The sequence below is a fragment of the Pseudomonas sp. GW823-FHT02C05 genome, from assembly GCF_058797595.1.
This window is the reverse complement of sequence record NZ_JBXAJU010000001.1, coordinates 1836167-1850433: the sequence shown is the minus strand read 5'-3', so window position 1 is coordinate 1850433 and position 14267 is coordinate 1836167. Positions and strand designations below refer to the sequence as shown.

Here is a 14267-nt window from a genome sequence, read left to right as displayed (position 1 = left end):
GCCTGTTACTTGTCAAGGACAGACTTGGGCGCTGTCTCAAGCGACACGCTGTCCTGAGGGATGATTTCGACGTGAGCACCATTGCTCAGGCGCAATTGCCCGGAAGTCACAACCCGATCTCCCGCCTTGACCCCATCGAGCAATACGGCGCGCCCTTGCGAGCGTTCGCCGGTCTTGACCTGCACCAAGCGCACGCTGAGCGACTTGTCATCGCTGCCTTGCACCGCATAGACGAAATCGCCGTAGGTGTTGTAGCTGACGGCAGTTTCCGGAACGCTCAACGCCCGTTGCTTGGTTGGCAATACGATGCGGGCCTTAACATACATGCCCGGGGTGAGCAGCTTGTCCGGATTGGGCACCGTGGCTTGGACCAGCAGCGTCCGAGTCCCTGGGTCGATGCGCGGTTCAAGCGTGGTGATCTTTGCGGCGAAGGTGCGATCGGGATAGGCATCGACGCCAATCTCCATTGCCTGGCCAGGCTGCAGCTTGGCGATATCTCGCTCCGGCAGGTTGACATTGGCAAACAATAGATTTGCGTCGGTCAACGACACCAGCGGGGCACCCGACTGGACGTACTCGCCAAGGTTTACCGTGCGTACGCCCAGTACGCCCGAGAAGGGCGCCTTGATGCGTTTCTGCTCGATCTGCGCGGTAACGCGGGCGATGTCGCCCTGGATTTCCTGGTAGTCGGCTTGCGCTTGGTCCAGCTGTTCCTGGGTCGCTGCCTGTTGCGGCTGCAGCTGCTGAGTGCGTTGCAGGCGTAGTTTCGCATTGACTGATTGGGCCTTCAGGCGTGCCAGTTCGCCGCGCTCGGGGGCATCGTTGAGCTGGACCAATGTTTGGCCTGCCTTGACGGTGTCACCAGCACGAAAGCTGATGGCCGTGACCCGACCACTGGCTTCGGCGGTAACCCTGACCTGGCGCGTGGCTTCAAGCTCGCCAATCCCACGGAATACATCGGTTTTGTCATCCTCGGATACCGTCGCTACAGCGACCTTGATCGCGGGGCTGGCTTGTTGTGTTTCACCCTGTGCAGTGCGGGGATTCACACACAGCATGGCGACAGAAAGGGCACTGCCACTTGCCAGCAGCACAGTGCCGCCAGCCCATCGTTTGAGTGTTCTATTCATATTTATTACTTATCTCGAATGGCAGAAACATCCCGCGCTCAAAGCCCGCGGGACAACTGGATCGGTTAAGGTCATCGATTGGAAAAACAGAGGGCGAAGCAGCGCGCAAACCTCAACGTGCTACCCCGTCAACAGGTGGAAGTGAGGCAATGGCGCTGATGCGGCTGTTGGTTTGAAGTGACGATGAAAGGATATCGAGCGGAGGGCGGCTGGCTCCATACGCCAAACCCCAAGGTTCTTTGGCAAACGTCCACGGAATCTCCCGTCTGCCGTCTGCAGCAGCAAGGTGGCCACGGGTCGTAGAGCCTGCCCTGGGTTTCCTCGATGAGGGACTAATAGGGCGATAGGGAAAGCTGGACGGGATCCAGATCGATGAGGAGGGGCCACAGGCCAGCCCCGGCGCAAAACGCGCCGTTACCGGCGGATGTTGGTGGTGTTTCCTACGCCACCTTTGGTGGAGGCTAATGCCGCCCTTTTCATGGAGACACGCCTCTAATGTGGGTTCATTAGAGGCGCCAAGGACAGGGTGGCGTTATTGCCTGGGGAGAGAGCCTTTCTAGGTGATCTTGAACCAACTGCCCTTGAGCCAGTTGGTCTTGGCCAGTTCGATCACCTCGTCGCCACGCCCGCTCATCACCGCCTTGAGCATGTATAGGCTGAAGCCCTTGGCCTGTTCCAGCTTGATGGCCGGCGGCATGGCCAGTTCCTGCTTGGCGGTGACCACGTCCACCAGCACCGGGCCGTCGTGGGCCAGGGCGGTGCGCAGGGCGCCTTCCAGTTCTTCGGCGTTTTCCACCCGCAGGCCGAGGATGCCCATGGCGTTGGCCATGGCGGCAAAGTCCGGGTTGCGCAGGTCGGTGCCGGTGTCCAGATAGCCGGCGGATTTCATTTCCATGGCGACAAAACCCAGGGAGGCGTTGTCGTAGACCACGATCTTCACCGGCAGCTTGAGCTGGGCCAGGGAGATGAAGTCGCCCATCAGCATGCTGAAGCCGCCATCGCCGGACAGCGAGATCACCTGGCGCTGGGGGAAAGCGGCCTGGGCGCCCATGGCCTGGGGCATGGCGTTGGCCATGGAGCCGTGGTTGAAAGAGCCCAGCAGGCGCCGCTGGCCGTTCATTTTCAGGTAGCGCGCGGCCCACACCGTGGGGGTGCCGACGTCGGCAGTGAAGATGGCGTCTTCGTCTGCCAGTTCGCTGAGCAGCCGGGTCAGGTACTGCGGGTGGATCGGCCGGCCCGCGGGCGAGGGCTGGGCCAGGTCGTCCAGGCCCTGGCGCGCCTTGGCGTAGTGCTTGAGGGATTCCTCGAGAAAGCGGCGGTCGCCCTTATAGGGCAGGCGCGGCAGCAGTGCGGCGAGGGTTTCGCCGACGTCGGCGGCGATCCCCAGGTCCAGCGGCACTCGCCGGCCCAGGGCCTGGGGGTTGCGGTCGATCTGTATGACGCAGGCGTCGCTGGGGTAGAACTGGCGATAGGGAAAGTCGGTGCCGAGCATCACCAGGGTGTCGCAGTTGAGCATGGCGTGGTAGCCGGAGCTGAAGCCGATCAGGCCGGTCATGCCGACGTCGAAGGGGTTGTCCCATTCCACATGCTCTTTGCCGCGCAAGGCATGCACCACCGGTGCGCCGAGGGCGTCGGCCAGGGCCACCACCTGATCGTGGGCACCGGCGCAGCCACTGCCGCAGAGCAGGGTCACGGCCTTGCTCTGGCTCAGCAGTTCCACCAGCTTGTCCAGGTCGTGGGGGGCGGGCAGGGTGCGCGGTGCGTGCAGGGCCGGCCATGGCTTGCTGGCGGCGGGCACCTGTTGCAGGGCCACGTCGCCGGGGATCACCACCACCGCCACGCCGCGGTTGAGGATCGCGCTGCGCATGGCCCGGTGCAGCACCTCGGGCATCTGCGCCGGGTTGCTCACCAGTTCGACGAAGTGGCTGCACTCCTTGAACAGCTCCTGAGGGTGGGTTTCCTGAAAATAGTCGAGGCCGATCTCCGAGGAGGGGATCTGTGCGGCGATGGCCAGTACCGGCACATGGTTGCGGTGACAGTCGAACAGGCCATTGATCAGGTGCAGGTTGCCCGGCCCGCAACTGCCGGCGCACACCGCCAGTTGCCCGGTGGCGGCGGCTTCGGCGCCGGCGGCAAAGGCGGCCACCTCTTCGTGGCGCACATGCATCCACTCGATGGTCTGCATGCTGTGCAGAGCGTCGGTGAGGCCGTTGAGGCTGTCGCCGGTCAGCCCCCAGATACGCTTGACCCCGGCCTGTTCAAGGGTGGTTGCCAGTTGCTGGGCGATGGTGATGTTCGCCATGAAGAGCTCCTGCGGTCCGCTTAAGAAGTCGTGCAATCAAAAGAGGACAACAGGCGAGGGCGGATGATTCCGTGAAATCTTGCAGGCCCTGCCGCGGTGTGGCGACAGGGGCTGGTGTTCAGGCGAAGCGTGCCGGTCGGCAGGCGGCCAGTTCGGCGCAGGTTTGCCCGTGCAGCAGTTCCTGGCTGATCAGGCGCGCCACCGTGGGGGCCAGGGTCACTCCGGCGTGCATCACCGCCAGGTACAGGCCCTGGTAGCGGGTGCTGGGGCCGATGATCGGCAGTTGGTCCCCGGGCATCGGCCGCAGGCCAACTTCCACGCTGCGCAAGGTGATGGCCTGGGCGCCACGGAACAGCTGGCGGATGCTGGCCAGGGCCTGTTGCGCGATGGCCTCGGGCCCCAGTGGACCCTGGGCATCGATATAGTCCTCGGCCAGCAGCAGGCTGCCGTCCGCCGCTTCGCGGATTTCCAGCTGGCTGTTGGAGACCAGGGTCTTGACCAGGCCCGGTGGCGCATTGACGCGGATCAGGATCGACGGCGAGGCCTGCACCGGCAACTGAATACCCAGGGGCGCGAGCAGGGCCGGGGTGGCGCAGCCGCTGGCGAGCAGCACCTGGTCGGCACGGTGGAGCCCGGCGGCGGTGTTTACCCCGAGTACCCGCTGGCCTTCGACCCGCAAGCCAAGTACCCGGGTCTGGTCGAACACCCGGGCGCCGTGGGTGCAGGCCGCATCGAGCAGGGTGCGGGTGGCGGCCACCGGGTCCAGGCTGCCTTCGCCGGGTGCATAGCGGGCACGCTCCGGCAGCACTTGCAGGTGGGGTTCCAGTTGGGCAACGCCGGCCCGGTCCAGCCACCGGGTCGAGGCCTCGGCGGTTGGCTCGTCGGTATCTGGCGCTTGCTGGTCGGCCGCGCCGTAGGTCAGCGCGCCGGACCAGCGGATCTGCAAGGCCGGCAGTTCGTGCTGCAGGCGGCGGTAGTCTGCCAGCGCCTGGGCCCGCAGGGCGCGGGCGGCTGCCGGGAACTCGCCGTGAGGGTTGATCCAGGCAAAGGAATGGCGGGTGACGCCCGAGCCCGGGCTGTCCTGTTCCAGCACGGTCACCTGCGCGCCCTGGCGGGCCAGGTGGTAGGCAATGGCGGCGCCGACAATCCCGGCGCCCACCACGATCACGCTTGAAGGCTTCACGCTCACCTCGTTATCCATTCAATGGGGCGTTGCGAAGGGCGCACCTTAACCGTGGCGGATTGCCCCAGCAATTGAACGAGTGTTGTGAAATTGCAAGCGGGCGGGCCAGGACCGCTGCCGCAGGCGCGGCAGCGGTTTGTGCAGTGCCTGGGCTATTGCAGCTTCAGCGTCAGCCCCGACGCCTGGGGCAGTGGCTTGCGCATCAGCCGGCCCACCACCAGGGCGCCGAGCAGGGCGAGCATCCCGGCCACCGTCAGCACCAGGCCGAAACCACCGACAAAGGCCTGCCGGGCCAGGGGCTCGACCAGGGCCCGGGCATCGGGCGGCAAGCCGGCCATCGCGCCCTGCATATCCCCGGCCACCACCCGTGAGGCAATCTCCGGTGCCTGCTCCAGCCAGTGCCCGGGCACGGCGTGCAGGCTGCCCTGCAAGAGCTGCTGGGTATGGCTGGCCAGCAGCGCACCGAACACCCCGATGGCCAGCATGATGGCGCTAAAGCGCATGGTGGTGCTCATGCCCGAGGCCATGCCGGTGCGTTCCCGCGGCACGCAGGCCATGATGTTTTTCTGCGTGTCGCCATTGAGCAATCCGGCCCCGGCGCCGGTCACGGCGATTGCCAGGGCGAAGTTCAGGTAGCCCCCGGCGTGTACCGCCCAGGCGCTGAGCAGGTTGCCGCAGCCCACCAGGGTCAGCCCTGCGGCCATCAGCGTGGCCGGCGCATAGCGCCCGGCCAGGCGTGCGCCGATCCGCGGGCAGATGAGCATGGTCAGGGCGAAGGGCAGCATGCCCAGGCCCGAGGCGATGGCCGAGAAGCCCAGGCCGTTCTGCAGGTAGAAGGGCAGCAGCGTCATCATCACCTGGGCACAGCCGGCGTAGGCGAACATGCCCAGCAGGGCGCCGATGAAGCGCGGGTGGCGGAACAGTTGCAGGTCCACCATGGGCCGGCTTTGCAGCCGCTCGATCAGCACGAACAGCCCCAGCAGCGCCACGCCTGCCAGCAGGCGGGTGGTGGTCGCCGGGTGGCTCCAGCCGATGCGGTTGGCCTCGATCAGGCCCCAGATCAGGCACAGCAGGCTGGCGCTGAAGGCCAGGCTGCCCCAGGGGTCGAGGCGCGCCGCCTGGGTATCCCGGGATTCCGGCACGTTGCGTAGCACACTCCACAGCAGCAACGCACCCACCGGCAGGTTGAAGTAGAAGATCCAGCGCCAGCCGAAGTACTCGGTGATCAGCCCGCCGACCGTGGGCGCGGCAGTCATGGCCATGCCCATGCAGGCGCCCCAGAAGGCCCAGGCCTTGGCCCGTTCCACTTCGTCGTGGAAGGTATGGCCGATGGAGGCCAGGGCCGAGGTCAGCAGCAGCGCCGCGCCCACCCCCTTGAGCACCCGGGCGATGTCCAGCAGCAGGGCGTTGGGCGCCGCGCCGCAGCCCAGGGAGGCGAGGATGAACAGGCCCAGGCCGCAGAGCAGGGTGCGCTTGCGGCCGAAGCGGTCGGCCAGGCTGCCGGCGGGCAGCAGCAGGGCGGCGAAGGCCAGCATGTAGGCGCTGACCACCCACTCGATATCGGCGAAGTTGGCCCCCAGGTCACGGGCGATGCTCGGCAGCGCCACGGCGACGATGTTGGTGTCCAGAACGATCAGCGAACAGACCCCGGATGCGGTGAGCAGGGTCAGGCGCGGGTTGACGGAGCGGTTCATTGCGTGGCCTGCCGACTGAGGGTGGCGAGGGCGGCCAGGGCGATTTCATCGTCGTGGGCCGGGGTGTCGGCACTGACCCCGATGGCGCCGATCACCTGGCCGTCGACGATGATCGGCTGGGCGCCTTTCATCATCACCAGGCCGGCGCTGAGGGCGGCGGGGCGGCCGCCATTGACGGCGTTTTCCAGATCCCCGGAGGGCCGCTTGAACAGCGCCGAGGTGCGTGCCTTGCCCTGGGCCAGCTCGACTCCGGCCACCACTGGGGCGCCGTCCATGCGCGCGCCCAGTATCGGCCAGCCGCCGTCGTCGACGATTGCCACGGCGCAGGGCCAGCCCTTGGCCTGGGCGGTTTGCTGGGCGGCCCTGAGCAGGCGCTGGGCGTTGTCCAGGGTAAGGATTGCCTTGTGGGCAACGACGGGGCGGCTGTCCTCGGCTGCCGCAGTCTGCAGCACGCAGCAGGTGATCATTGCCAGAAACAGGGGTTTGACGCGCATGGCAGAGGCTCTCTACTGTGAAGGTTCGCTCAGCTTATCCCGGCCTTTCGCGGTCTTTGTTAGCTGCTGGCGACCAGTTCATTACCTTTGAGCTAATGCCCATCATGGAAATTCGTCACTTTCGCTACTTCCTGGCGGTGGCCCGGCAGCGCAATTTCACCCGCGCCGCCGAGCAATTGGGGATTGCCCCGCCCACCCTGAGCCGGCAGATCCAGGACATGGAGAACACCCTTGGCACCCGGCTGTTCCTGCGCCAGCAACGCGAGGTCAGCCTGACCGAGGCCGGCGCCACCCTGCTGCTGGAAGCCGAGGCCACGGTGCGCCAGTTCGAGTTTGCCCAGCGCAATGCCCAGCGTGCCGGGCGCGGCGAGATCGGCCATATCGAACTGGGCTATGTGGCCTCGGCGGTGTATTGCGGGCTGTTGCAGAAACAGGTGCAGGGCTTTGGCCGCGACTGCCCGGACGTCAGCCTCAACGTGCGGGAGTGCCCGATGGCGACGCTGCCGGCGCGGATTGCCGATGGTCGCCTGGACGTGGGCTACATTCGCTCGCCCATGACATTGCCGGAAGGGGTCGAGGCCATTCGCCTGGACGCCGAGGGCTTTGTCCTGGCGCTGTCCGATGAATCCTGGCTGTGCCGCCTGCCGCAGATCGCCTCCGAACACCTGCTCAATGAAACCTTCATTCTTCCGGAGCAGATCAGCGGCACCTTGCAGGTGGCGGCCCAGGGTGCCTACGCCCCCAAGCTGGGCCCCCAGCCCGGCGGCCTGGTGGCGGTACTGGCCCTGGTGTCCCTGGGGCAGGGCGTGGCAGTGGTGCCGGAGTCGGTGGTGGGCCACATCAGCCTGCCCCATGTGCTGTACCGGCCGATTGGCGGCAGCTCGGCGACGTCCTGGCTGTCGCTGATCCACCGGCGTTTCGAGCAGGCACCGGCGGTGGTGCGCTACATCGAGCAGGTACGGCGCGAGTACCGCGGCAAAGCCTGATGGGGCATGTTCAAGCGGCGGCCCGGGTCGCATAATCCCCGGGCCATTCCTTTCGCTTCAGGAGCTGCGTCTTCGATGATCGACCACCTTGACCACCTGGTACTGACCACCATCGACCCGATTGCCGCCGAAGACTTTTACGTCCGCGTGCTGGGCATGCAGCTGGAAACCTTTGCCGGCGGCCGCAAGGCCTTCAAGTACGGCAACCAGAAGATCAACCTGCATGTGCGCGGCCAGGAGTTCGAACCCAAGGCCCACCTGCCGGTGCCGGGGGCGCTGGATTTGTGCTTCATCGCCAGCGTGCCCCTGGAACAGGTGATTGCCCATCTGCAACAGGCCAACTGGCCGATCATCGAAGGGCCGGTGCCGCGCACCGGCGCCACCGGCCCGATCCGTTCGGTGTACCTGCGGGACCCGGACCTGAACCTGATCGAGATTTCCGAACAGTTGTAGCGGTGCCGGCCTGCGTCAGAGACGCGGGCCGGATAAAGTTTTGTAATGATTTCCCGCTGGGGAATCGGCTCGCCCTCCCTGTAATCTCCAAGTCCGTTTTTTCCTTCAGGACTTGCATGAACACGCTCTCGGAGCCCCCCAGTCGGCGCTCTTTCCTCGCTTTGCCCCATGACTTCTCGCGCCATCCGGCGGCCCTGAGCCCCAGACGCTCAGGCAGCCATTCTCCCGGTTGCACTTGCCTGGCACTTGCCACTTCCTGCCTTTATCCGCCCGTACCCGAGGTTTTGCAGCCCCTGCACCTTGGCGCTGCGTCGCGCCTGGCCGTTTGAATTTTCCGGAGCACTTGAGTCGTCGTTATGGAATGGATCGCAGACCCCACGGCCTGGCTTGGCCTTTTGACCCTGATCGTCCTGGAGCTGGTGCTGGGCATCGACAACCTGGTGTTTATCGCCATCCTCGCGGACAAGCTGCCGCCCGAGCAGCGCGACCGTGCGCGGATCATCGGCCTGTCCCTGGCGTTGTTGATGCGCCTGGGCCTACTGGCCAGCATCTCGTGGATGGTGACCCTGACCCAGCCGCTGTTCGAGGTCTTCGAGCACAGCTTCTCGGGGCGTGACCTGATCATGCTGTTCGGTGGTGTGTTCCTGCTGTTCAAGGCCACCATGGAGTTGCATGAACGCCTGGAGGGCCATGTCAGCCAGCGCGCCGGCAGTACCACTTACGCCTTGTTCTGGCCGATCGTGGCGCAGATCGTGGTGCTCGATGCGGTGTTCTCCCTGGACGCGGTGATCACCGCGGTGGGCATGGTCGAGCACCTGTCGGTGATGATGATCGCGGTGGTGGTGTCCATCGGTGTGATGATCGTCGCCAGCAAGCCGCTGACCCGCTTTGTCAACGCGCACCCGACGGTGATCATGCTGTGCCTGGGCTTCTTGATGATGATCGGCTTCAGCCTGACCGCCGAAGGCTTGGGTTTCCATATTCCCAAGGGCTACCTGTATGCGGCCATCGGCTTCTCGATCCTGATCGAGGTGTTTAACCAGATCGCCCGGGCCCGGCGCAAGAAATCCATGCAGGGCCTGCGGCCGATGCGCGAGCGCACGGCCTATGCGGTGATGCGCCTGCTGGGTGGGCGCAGGCTGGCGGCGGAAGAAGTGGGCGAGGAAATTGCCGACTTGCTGGAAACTGATGAGGCCCCCAGCAGCGAGCTGTTCGACCGCCGTGAGCGGGTGATGATCAGTGGTGTGCTGCAACTGGCGGAGCGGCCGATCCGCAGCCTGATGACGGTGCGTGCCGAGGTCGACTGCATCGACCTTACGGACAGCCCGGAGAGTATTCGTACCAAGCTGATGCATTCTTCGTACTCGCGCCTGCCGCTGATTCGCGATGGCGCGGTGGATGAGCCTTTGGGCTTCGTGCACAAGAAGGAACTGCTCAAGGAGTACCTGGCGGGCAGCGAGCCGAACCTTGAGCATCTGGCGCGCAAGACCATCAACCTGCTGGACAGCTTTTCGATCCTCAACGCCCTGGAACAGATGCGCCAGGCGTCCACTCACATTGCCTTTGTGATCAACGAATTCGGTGACTTCATGGGCATCCTGACCATGACCGACATTCTCGAATCCATTGCCGGCGAGCTGCCGGATGCCAGCGAGATCGAAGGCCCGGATGTGATCGAAGAAGAGGGCGGGTTCCTGGTCAATGGTGCGCTGAACCTGCCTCAGGTACGCCAGCGGACCGGCTTCGGCGCTGAACCCACCGAGGACTACCAGACCCTGGCCGGTCTGGTGATGAGCCTGCTGGATCGCCTGCCGGTCAAGGGCGATAGGGTGGAGTGGGCGGGCTGGAGCCTGCAGGTCAGGGCAGTGGAAGAGCGCCGGGTAACCCAGGTGCTGCTGTCGCGCAGGAGCGTGGACTGACACTGGGGCCTCTTCGCTGGCAAGCCAGCTCCTACGCGGGTGGTGCGGGCCTGGCGGCTGGATGGAAGGTGTAGCGATCCTTGCCGCCGTGCTTGGATTCGTACAGCGCCTGGTCGGCCTTGATCAGGGCCTGGTTCAGGGTTTCGCCAGGCTCGACCCGGGCCAGGCCCATGCTGATGGTCACCGGGTGCCGGGTCGGCTGGTCGCGCACCACCTGGCACAGCCGCGCGGCCAGCGCCTCCACATCCGCGCGGGGCACGTCGGCCAGGTAGATGGCGAACTCCTCGCCGCCCAGGCGGGCATAGTCGAAATCCCTCATCACTCCCTTGATATCGGCGGCGATGCGCTTGAGCACTTCGTCGCCGATGTCATGCCCGTGCACATCGTTGACCTTCTTGAAGTTGTCGATGTCGACCATCGCCAGATAATGGTCGTGCTCCCGGGGCAGAGCCTGCAGGCGCTGGCCGGCGCGGGCCATGAACGAGCGGCGGTTGGGGATCTCGGTGAGGGTGTCGAGGTAGGCCTGGTCCAGCAGCAACTTGGACATGATGTAGTTGTGCAGCCGGGCCCGGCGCAGGGTGATGAAGCTGTAGAGGGTCAATGCGCTGAGGAACAATGCGTACACCAGCACCAGCAGCCCCTTGAGTTCCTGCAGGGTGGTGCTGGTGCGCCAGAACGGATTGAGCACCAGCCAGGTGATGAAGATGGCGCTGACGAACGACCAGCGTCGCAGAGGCATCACCGAGGCGCCGTAGAGCATGCTCGACGCCCCGAGAATCAGCCAGACCGGGCGCTGGTCGATGGGCAGCCCCTCGATCACCAGGCGTACGCCGATGGTGATGGTCAGCACGAACAGCAGGTTGATCCACTGGAAGTGCCGGTCCTGGCGGGTGAAGCCGAGGATGATGGTGGTGAAGGACAGAATGCTCAGAAAGACCATCGAATAGGCGGTGAAGCCCTGCTGCCCGGGAAAGCTGACGATCAGGTCGAAGATCAGCCAGATCAGGATGCTGGCGGTGTAGATCAGGACGCAGAAGCTGCGCAGACGTTCGAAATCATGTTGCGCGAATTCAAGCTTCAAGGCCGCCGGAGCGGCCTGTTTGAGCACTTGTTCTTCAAGGGTTCTGAACATCGCGGGCCTTGGATGTGAGCTGATGATCCAGCAGCGGCTTGCCCCGGGGGCGATAGCGCAGGGAGAACACCGCGCCGGGGTTGGAGGGGGCGCGACGATCCGCTGCTTGAAAGTGTAGGTCGTCCAGTTCAATCGGCAGGTACCTGCCAGTGACCGGTAGCTTCCAGTTCTCGCACAGAGTGTGGAGCCATATGGCCAACTGGACGTTTTGCGACTGCGGGCTGCGGGGGCTGCCCAGGCTCATGCCGGAGTACGGTGGGCTTGGGCCTCCAGCCAGGTGCACAGGCGGCGGGCGATGTGTTCGCTGGCGCGGCCGTCACCGTAGGGGCTGTACACGCGGCTCATGCGGGCATGCAGCTGTGCATCGTCCAGCAGTTCGCTGGCGTGGTGCTCGATGCGCTCGCGATCGGTGCCCACCAGCAGCACGGTGCCGCCTTCCAGCACCGACGGCCGTTCGGTGACCTCGCGCAGCACCAGCAAGGGCTTGCCGATGGCCGGGGCCTCTTCCTGGACACCACCGGAGTCGCTGAGGATGAAGTGCGAACGTCCCATCAGCCAGACAAAATGCTGATAGTCCTGGGGCGCTACCAGGTAGATGTTCGGCTTGTTCGAGAGCAGGCCGTACACCGCGTTCTGCACCTGGGGGTTGAGGTGTACCGGGTACACGAACTGCACGTCCGGGTAGCGCTCGGCCAGGGTTGCCAGGGCTTCGCAGATATCGCGGAAACCGTCACCGAAGTTCTCCCGGCGGTGACCGGTGATCAGCACCATGCGCCGGCTGTCGTCGAGCACCGCCAGGGGCGAGTTGGCCGCGGGGCGCCAGTGGGTGTGCTTCTGCCGGTTGCGCATCCACAGTAGCGCGTCGATCACCGTGTTGCCGGTGACCTCGATGTTTTCAGCGGGCACGTTTTCCCGCAGCAGGTTGGTTGCGGACCTGGCGGTCGGGGTGAAGTGTAGGTCGGCGATGACCCCGGTCAGGCGCCGATTGGCTTCTTCGGGCCAGGGTGCCTGGAGGTTGCCAGTGCGCAGGCCGGCCTCGACGTGGCCAATGGGCAACCGCCGGTTGAAGGCGGCGAGGGCGGCGATAAAACTGGTGGTGGTGTCGCCATGGACCAGCACGATGTCCGGTTGCAGGCGCTCGTAGCTGGTGTCCAGGTGGATCAGCAGTTGCTGCGACAAGCCGTTGAGGGTCTGGCCCTGGGTCATCACTTGCAGGTCCACATCGACCTCGAGCTCAAAGGCGTCGAGTACCTGTTTGAGCATTTCCCGGTGCTGGCCGGTGGAACAGATGTGCAGCTCGATACCTGGCCAGTGCCTTAGAACCCGAGCCAGTGGTGCCATCTTGATCGCCTCAGGACGTGTACCGAAAACCATCATGACCTTGAACAACATGGACCCCTCCCTGGGATTGTGAAAACCGGACCTGGCGTTGAGATCAAAGCAGTGAGAATCACTCTTGTCCAACCAGGAGTGCAGGCGCTGATAGCGCTCAGGTTCGCGGTTTAGCGGGAAAAGGGGGCTTGCATTGATTCCGGAGGCAGCAGGTTTCTCGGCGGAAAGAAAACACTGGGCGCAATGCAAGATGATGTTTCGCAGTTCGGCTACCCGTTAAGTAGAATCAGGCTGATTTAAGCCATTAAATTGACGCCAATACCATTTGTCGGGAGGCTTTTAATCAGGCTTAGAGGTTCGTGTCAAAATGACGTCGCGCGCTGCTAGAATGCGCGCCATGACTCACCCCGAGAGTGAGTGTGTTGATGACTGCCTGGTTCGTGGAGTGATGCTGTGGGTCGTGCTTTAGCGGTGTATGTAGTGGGGATGGCCCTGGTGCTGGCGTGTTTTGCCTGGGCAATGGTGACGCTCTACAGCTGAGCGCCGGCGGCGCTCGAGCTTTCCCGGGCTGTGTTCATCGGCCCTTCAGTGTTTTTTTCGGCCCATGAGCAGCAGGGCCTGGTCCAGTCATTCAGCCAGGGATTTACTGCCACCCAGGGTGGGCAGGGCTGCTGCAATCGCCCCAGCCAGGCCTCGTGCCGCGGGTAGATCCCGTTCGGCTGCCTGAGCCTGGAACCAGTTCAATACGGTTTCGCAGGCCGGATGCGCGGCGCCGCTGTCGCGTAGCCACAGGGCATAGACCCCGCCGGTCTTGAGCGCCTGGCCAAAGGGGATCAGCAGGCTGCCCCGGGCAATCGAGTCCTGGGCCAGGATCAGGTCCGTCATGGCCACCCCCAGCCCCCGGGCTGCGGCGTCCAGGGCCAGGTCGTCGAGGTTGAACAGCAGATGCTTGTAACTGTGGGGCGTCTGGTCGTCCTGGGCCTGCAGCCAGGCGGTCCATTCCTGGCGGCTGGTAGAACCGTGGATCAGCGCGTGCCCGGCCAGTTCCTCCAGGGAGCGCGGCGGCAATTGCCCGTCACTGAGCGTTGGGGCACACACCGGTACCAGGTATTCGTCGAACAGCGGGGTCAGCGGCCGCTCGTCCAGGCCTTCCGGCAGGTACAGCACATAGGCATCGCAATCGCCGCCGGGGTCTACCGTGGCCCCGCCCACGGTCTCGATCGACAGGCACAGCCCGGGGTTGGCGGCGTAGAAACCGCTGAGCCGCGGCAGCAACCAGCGCACCGCCAGGGAGACAAAGATGCGGATGCGAAACGGCCGGTCCAGGGGCGCCGGGGCCAGGCGTTCCTGCAGGGAGCCGAGGGACCTCAGGACTTGAGTGGCCACCGTGCAGACATCGCGCCCCTGTTCGGTCAGCGAGACCCTTCGGCTGCTGCGCTCGAACAGGCTGACCCCATAGTGCTCCTCCAGTTGCTGGATCTGCCGGCTCACCGCGCTCTGGGTCAGGTGCAGGCGCGCCGCGGACTCGGTGAAGCTGTGGGTCTGGGCCACGCTGACCAGGGTCTGCAGGGCCTGCAACGAGGGCAGTCGAAGAGGGTTATCCATGCGTTTTCCGAATAGATGGATGAATTAATAACGTTCG

11 protein-coding genes and 1 pseudogene are annotated in these 14267 nt (G+C 64.8%); 3 read left to right on the top strand and 9 right to left on the bottom strand.

All coding sequences use genetic code 11. The annotated features are described in order from the left end of the window. Positions 1 to 5: 5 nt before the first annotated feature. The 6 genes and pseudogenes from AC1RGE_RS08365 to AC1RGE_RS08340 all read right to left on the bottom strand — a co-directional run bounded on the left by AC1RGE_RS08365 (position 6) and on the right by AC1RGE_RS08340 (position 6803). Entirely contained in the window at positions 6 to 1130 is a 1125-nt protein-coding gene (locus tag AC1RGE_RS08365) for an efflux RND transporter periplasmic adaptor subunit (protein WP_492583923.1), read from the bottom strand. A gap of 335 nt (positions 1131 to 1465) precedes the next feature. Further along, positions 1466 to 1610, bottom strand: a pseudogene (locus AC1RGE_RS08360) (ParA family protein); the annotation flags it as partial. A gap of 76 nt (positions 1611 to 1686) precedes the next feature. Next, positions 1687 to 3432 (bottom strand): ubiquinone-dependent pyruvate dehydrogenase, encoded by a 1746-nt coding sequence (gene poxB / locus AC1RGE_RS08355; RefSeq protein WP_492583921.1) that lies wholly within the window; start codon positions 3430 to 3432, stop codon positions 1687 to 1689. 118 nt (positions 3433 to 3550) lie between these two features. Continuing rightward, positions 3551 to 4615, bottom strand: a complete 1065-nt coding sequence (locus AC1RGE_RS08350; RefSeq protein WP_258028583.1) for an NAD(P)/FAD-dependent oxidoreductase — start codon at positions 4613 to 4615, stop codon at positions 3551 to 3553. A 152-nt stretch (positions 4616 to 4767) separates the two neighbouring features. Further along, positions 4768 to 6309, bottom strand: coding sequence for an MFS transporter (locus tag AC1RGE_RS08345; RefSeq protein WP_492583920.1), 1542 nt, complete (start codon positions 6307 to 6309; stop codon positions 4768 to 4770). Further along, the gene (locus AC1RGE_RS08340; RefSeq protein ID WP_053152425.1) at positions 6306 to 6803 is read right to left on the bottom strand and encodes a GlcG/HbpS family heme-binding protein; all 498 of its coding nucleotides are present in this window, start codon (positions 6801 to 6803) and stop codon (positions 6306 to 6308) included. The genes AC1RGE_RS08345 and AC1RGE_RS08340 overlap by 4 nt, the downstream gene beginning before the upstream one ends. A gap of 104 nt (positions 6804 to 6907) precedes the next feature. Here AC1RGE_RS08340 and AC1RGE_RS08335 point away from each other — a divergent pair, with 104 nt between their 5' ends. From AC1RGE_RS08335 to AC1RGE_RS08325, 3 genes are all read left to right on the top strand, one after another. Then, positions 6908 to 7789: a LysR family transcriptional regulator gene (locus tag AC1RGE_RS08335; RefSeq protein ID WP_011061876.1), complete on the top strand. Its 882-nt coding sequence runs from the start codon at positions 6908 to 6910 to the stop codon at positions 7787 to 7789. A gap of 75 nt (positions 7790 to 7864) precedes the next feature. Beyond that, positions 7865 to 8242: a VOC family protein gene (locus AC1RGE_RS08330; protein WP_011061875.1), complete on the top strand. Its 378-nt coding sequence runs from the start codon at positions 7865 to 7867 to the stop codon at positions 8240 to 8242. Positions 8243 to 8598: 356 nt separating this feature from the next. Continuing rightward, positions 8599 to 10161 (top strand): TerC family protein, encoded by a 1563-nt coding sequence (locus AC1RGE_RS08325; RefSeq protein WP_011061874.1) that lies wholly within the window; start codon positions 8599 to 8601, stop codon positions 10159 to 10161. Positions 10162 to 10192: 31 nt separating this feature from the next. Here the strand turns inward: AC1RGE_RS08325 and AC1RGE_RS08320 are convergent, their stop codons facing one another. From AC1RGE_RS08320 to AC1RGE_RS08310, 3 genes are all read right to left on the bottom strand, one after another. After that, positions 10193 to 11293 (bottom strand): GGDEF domain-containing protein, encoded by a 1101-nt coding sequence (locus AC1RGE_RS08320; protein WP_434984642.1) that lies wholly within the window; start codon positions 11291 to 11293, stop codon positions 10193 to 10195. A gap of 240 nt (positions 11294 to 11533) precedes the next feature. After that, positions 11534 to 12685 carry a non-hydrolyzing UDP-N-acetylglucosamine 2-epimerase gene (wecB, locus tag AC1RGE_RS08315; protein WP_492583919.1) on the bottom strand — a complete coding sequence of 384 codons (1152 nt, stop codon included), beginning with the start codon at positions 12683 to 12685 and terminating at the stop codon, positions 11534 to 11536. A gap of 567 nt (positions 12686 to 13252) precedes the next feature. After that, positions 13253 to 14230, bottom strand: coding sequence for a LysR substrate-binding domain-containing protein (locus tag AC1RGE_RS08310; protein ID WP_019095395.1), 978 nt, complete (start codon positions 14228 to 14230; stop codon positions 13253 to 13255). Positions 14231 to 14267 lie beyond the last annotated feature (37 nt).

Excerpts from the sequence above, each read along its gene's own strand:
- AC1RGE_RS08365 (WP_492583923.1), bottom strand. The coding sequence starts at position 1,130 with ATGAATAGAACACTCAAACGATGGGCTGGCGGCACTGTGCTGCTGGCA.
- poxB (WP_492583921.1), bottom strand. The coding sequence starts at position 3,432 with ATGGCGAACATCACCATCGCCCAGCAACTGGCAACCACCCTTGAACAG.
- AC1RGE_RS08345 (WP_492583920.1), bottom strand. The coding sequence starts at position 6,309 with ATGAACCGCTCCGTCAACCCGCGCCTGACCCTGCTCACCGCATCCGGG.
- AC1RGE_RS08340 (WP_053152425.1), bottom strand. The coding sequence starts at position 6,803 with ATGCGCGTCAAACCCCTGTTTCTGGCAATGATCACCTGCTGCGTGCTG.
- AC1RGE_RS08335 (WP_011061876.1), top strand. The coding sequence starts at position 6,908 with ATGGAAATTCGTCACTTTCGCTACTTCCTGGCGGTGGCCCGGCAGCGC.
- AC1RGE_RS08330 (WP_011061875.1), top strand. The coding sequence starts at position 7,865 with ATGATCGACCACCTTGACCACCTGGTACTGACCACCATCGACCCGATT.
- AC1RGE_RS08325 (WP_011061874.1), top strand. The coding sequence starts at position 8,599 with ATGGAATGGATCGCAGACCCCACGGCCTGGCTTGGCCTTTTGACCCTG.
- AC1RGE_RS08320 (WP_434984642.1), bottom strand. The coding sequence starts at position 11,293 with ATGTTCAGAACCCTTGAAGAACAAGTGCTCAAACAGGCCGCTCCGGCG.
- wecB (WP_492583919.1), bottom strand. The coding sequence starts at position 12,685 with ATGTTGTTCAAGGTCATGATGGTTTTCGGTACACGTCCTGAGGCGATC.
- AC1RGE_RS08310 (WP_019095395.1), bottom strand. The coding sequence starts at position 14,230 with ATGGATAACCCTCTTCGACTGCCCTCGTTGCAGGCCCTGCAGACCCTG.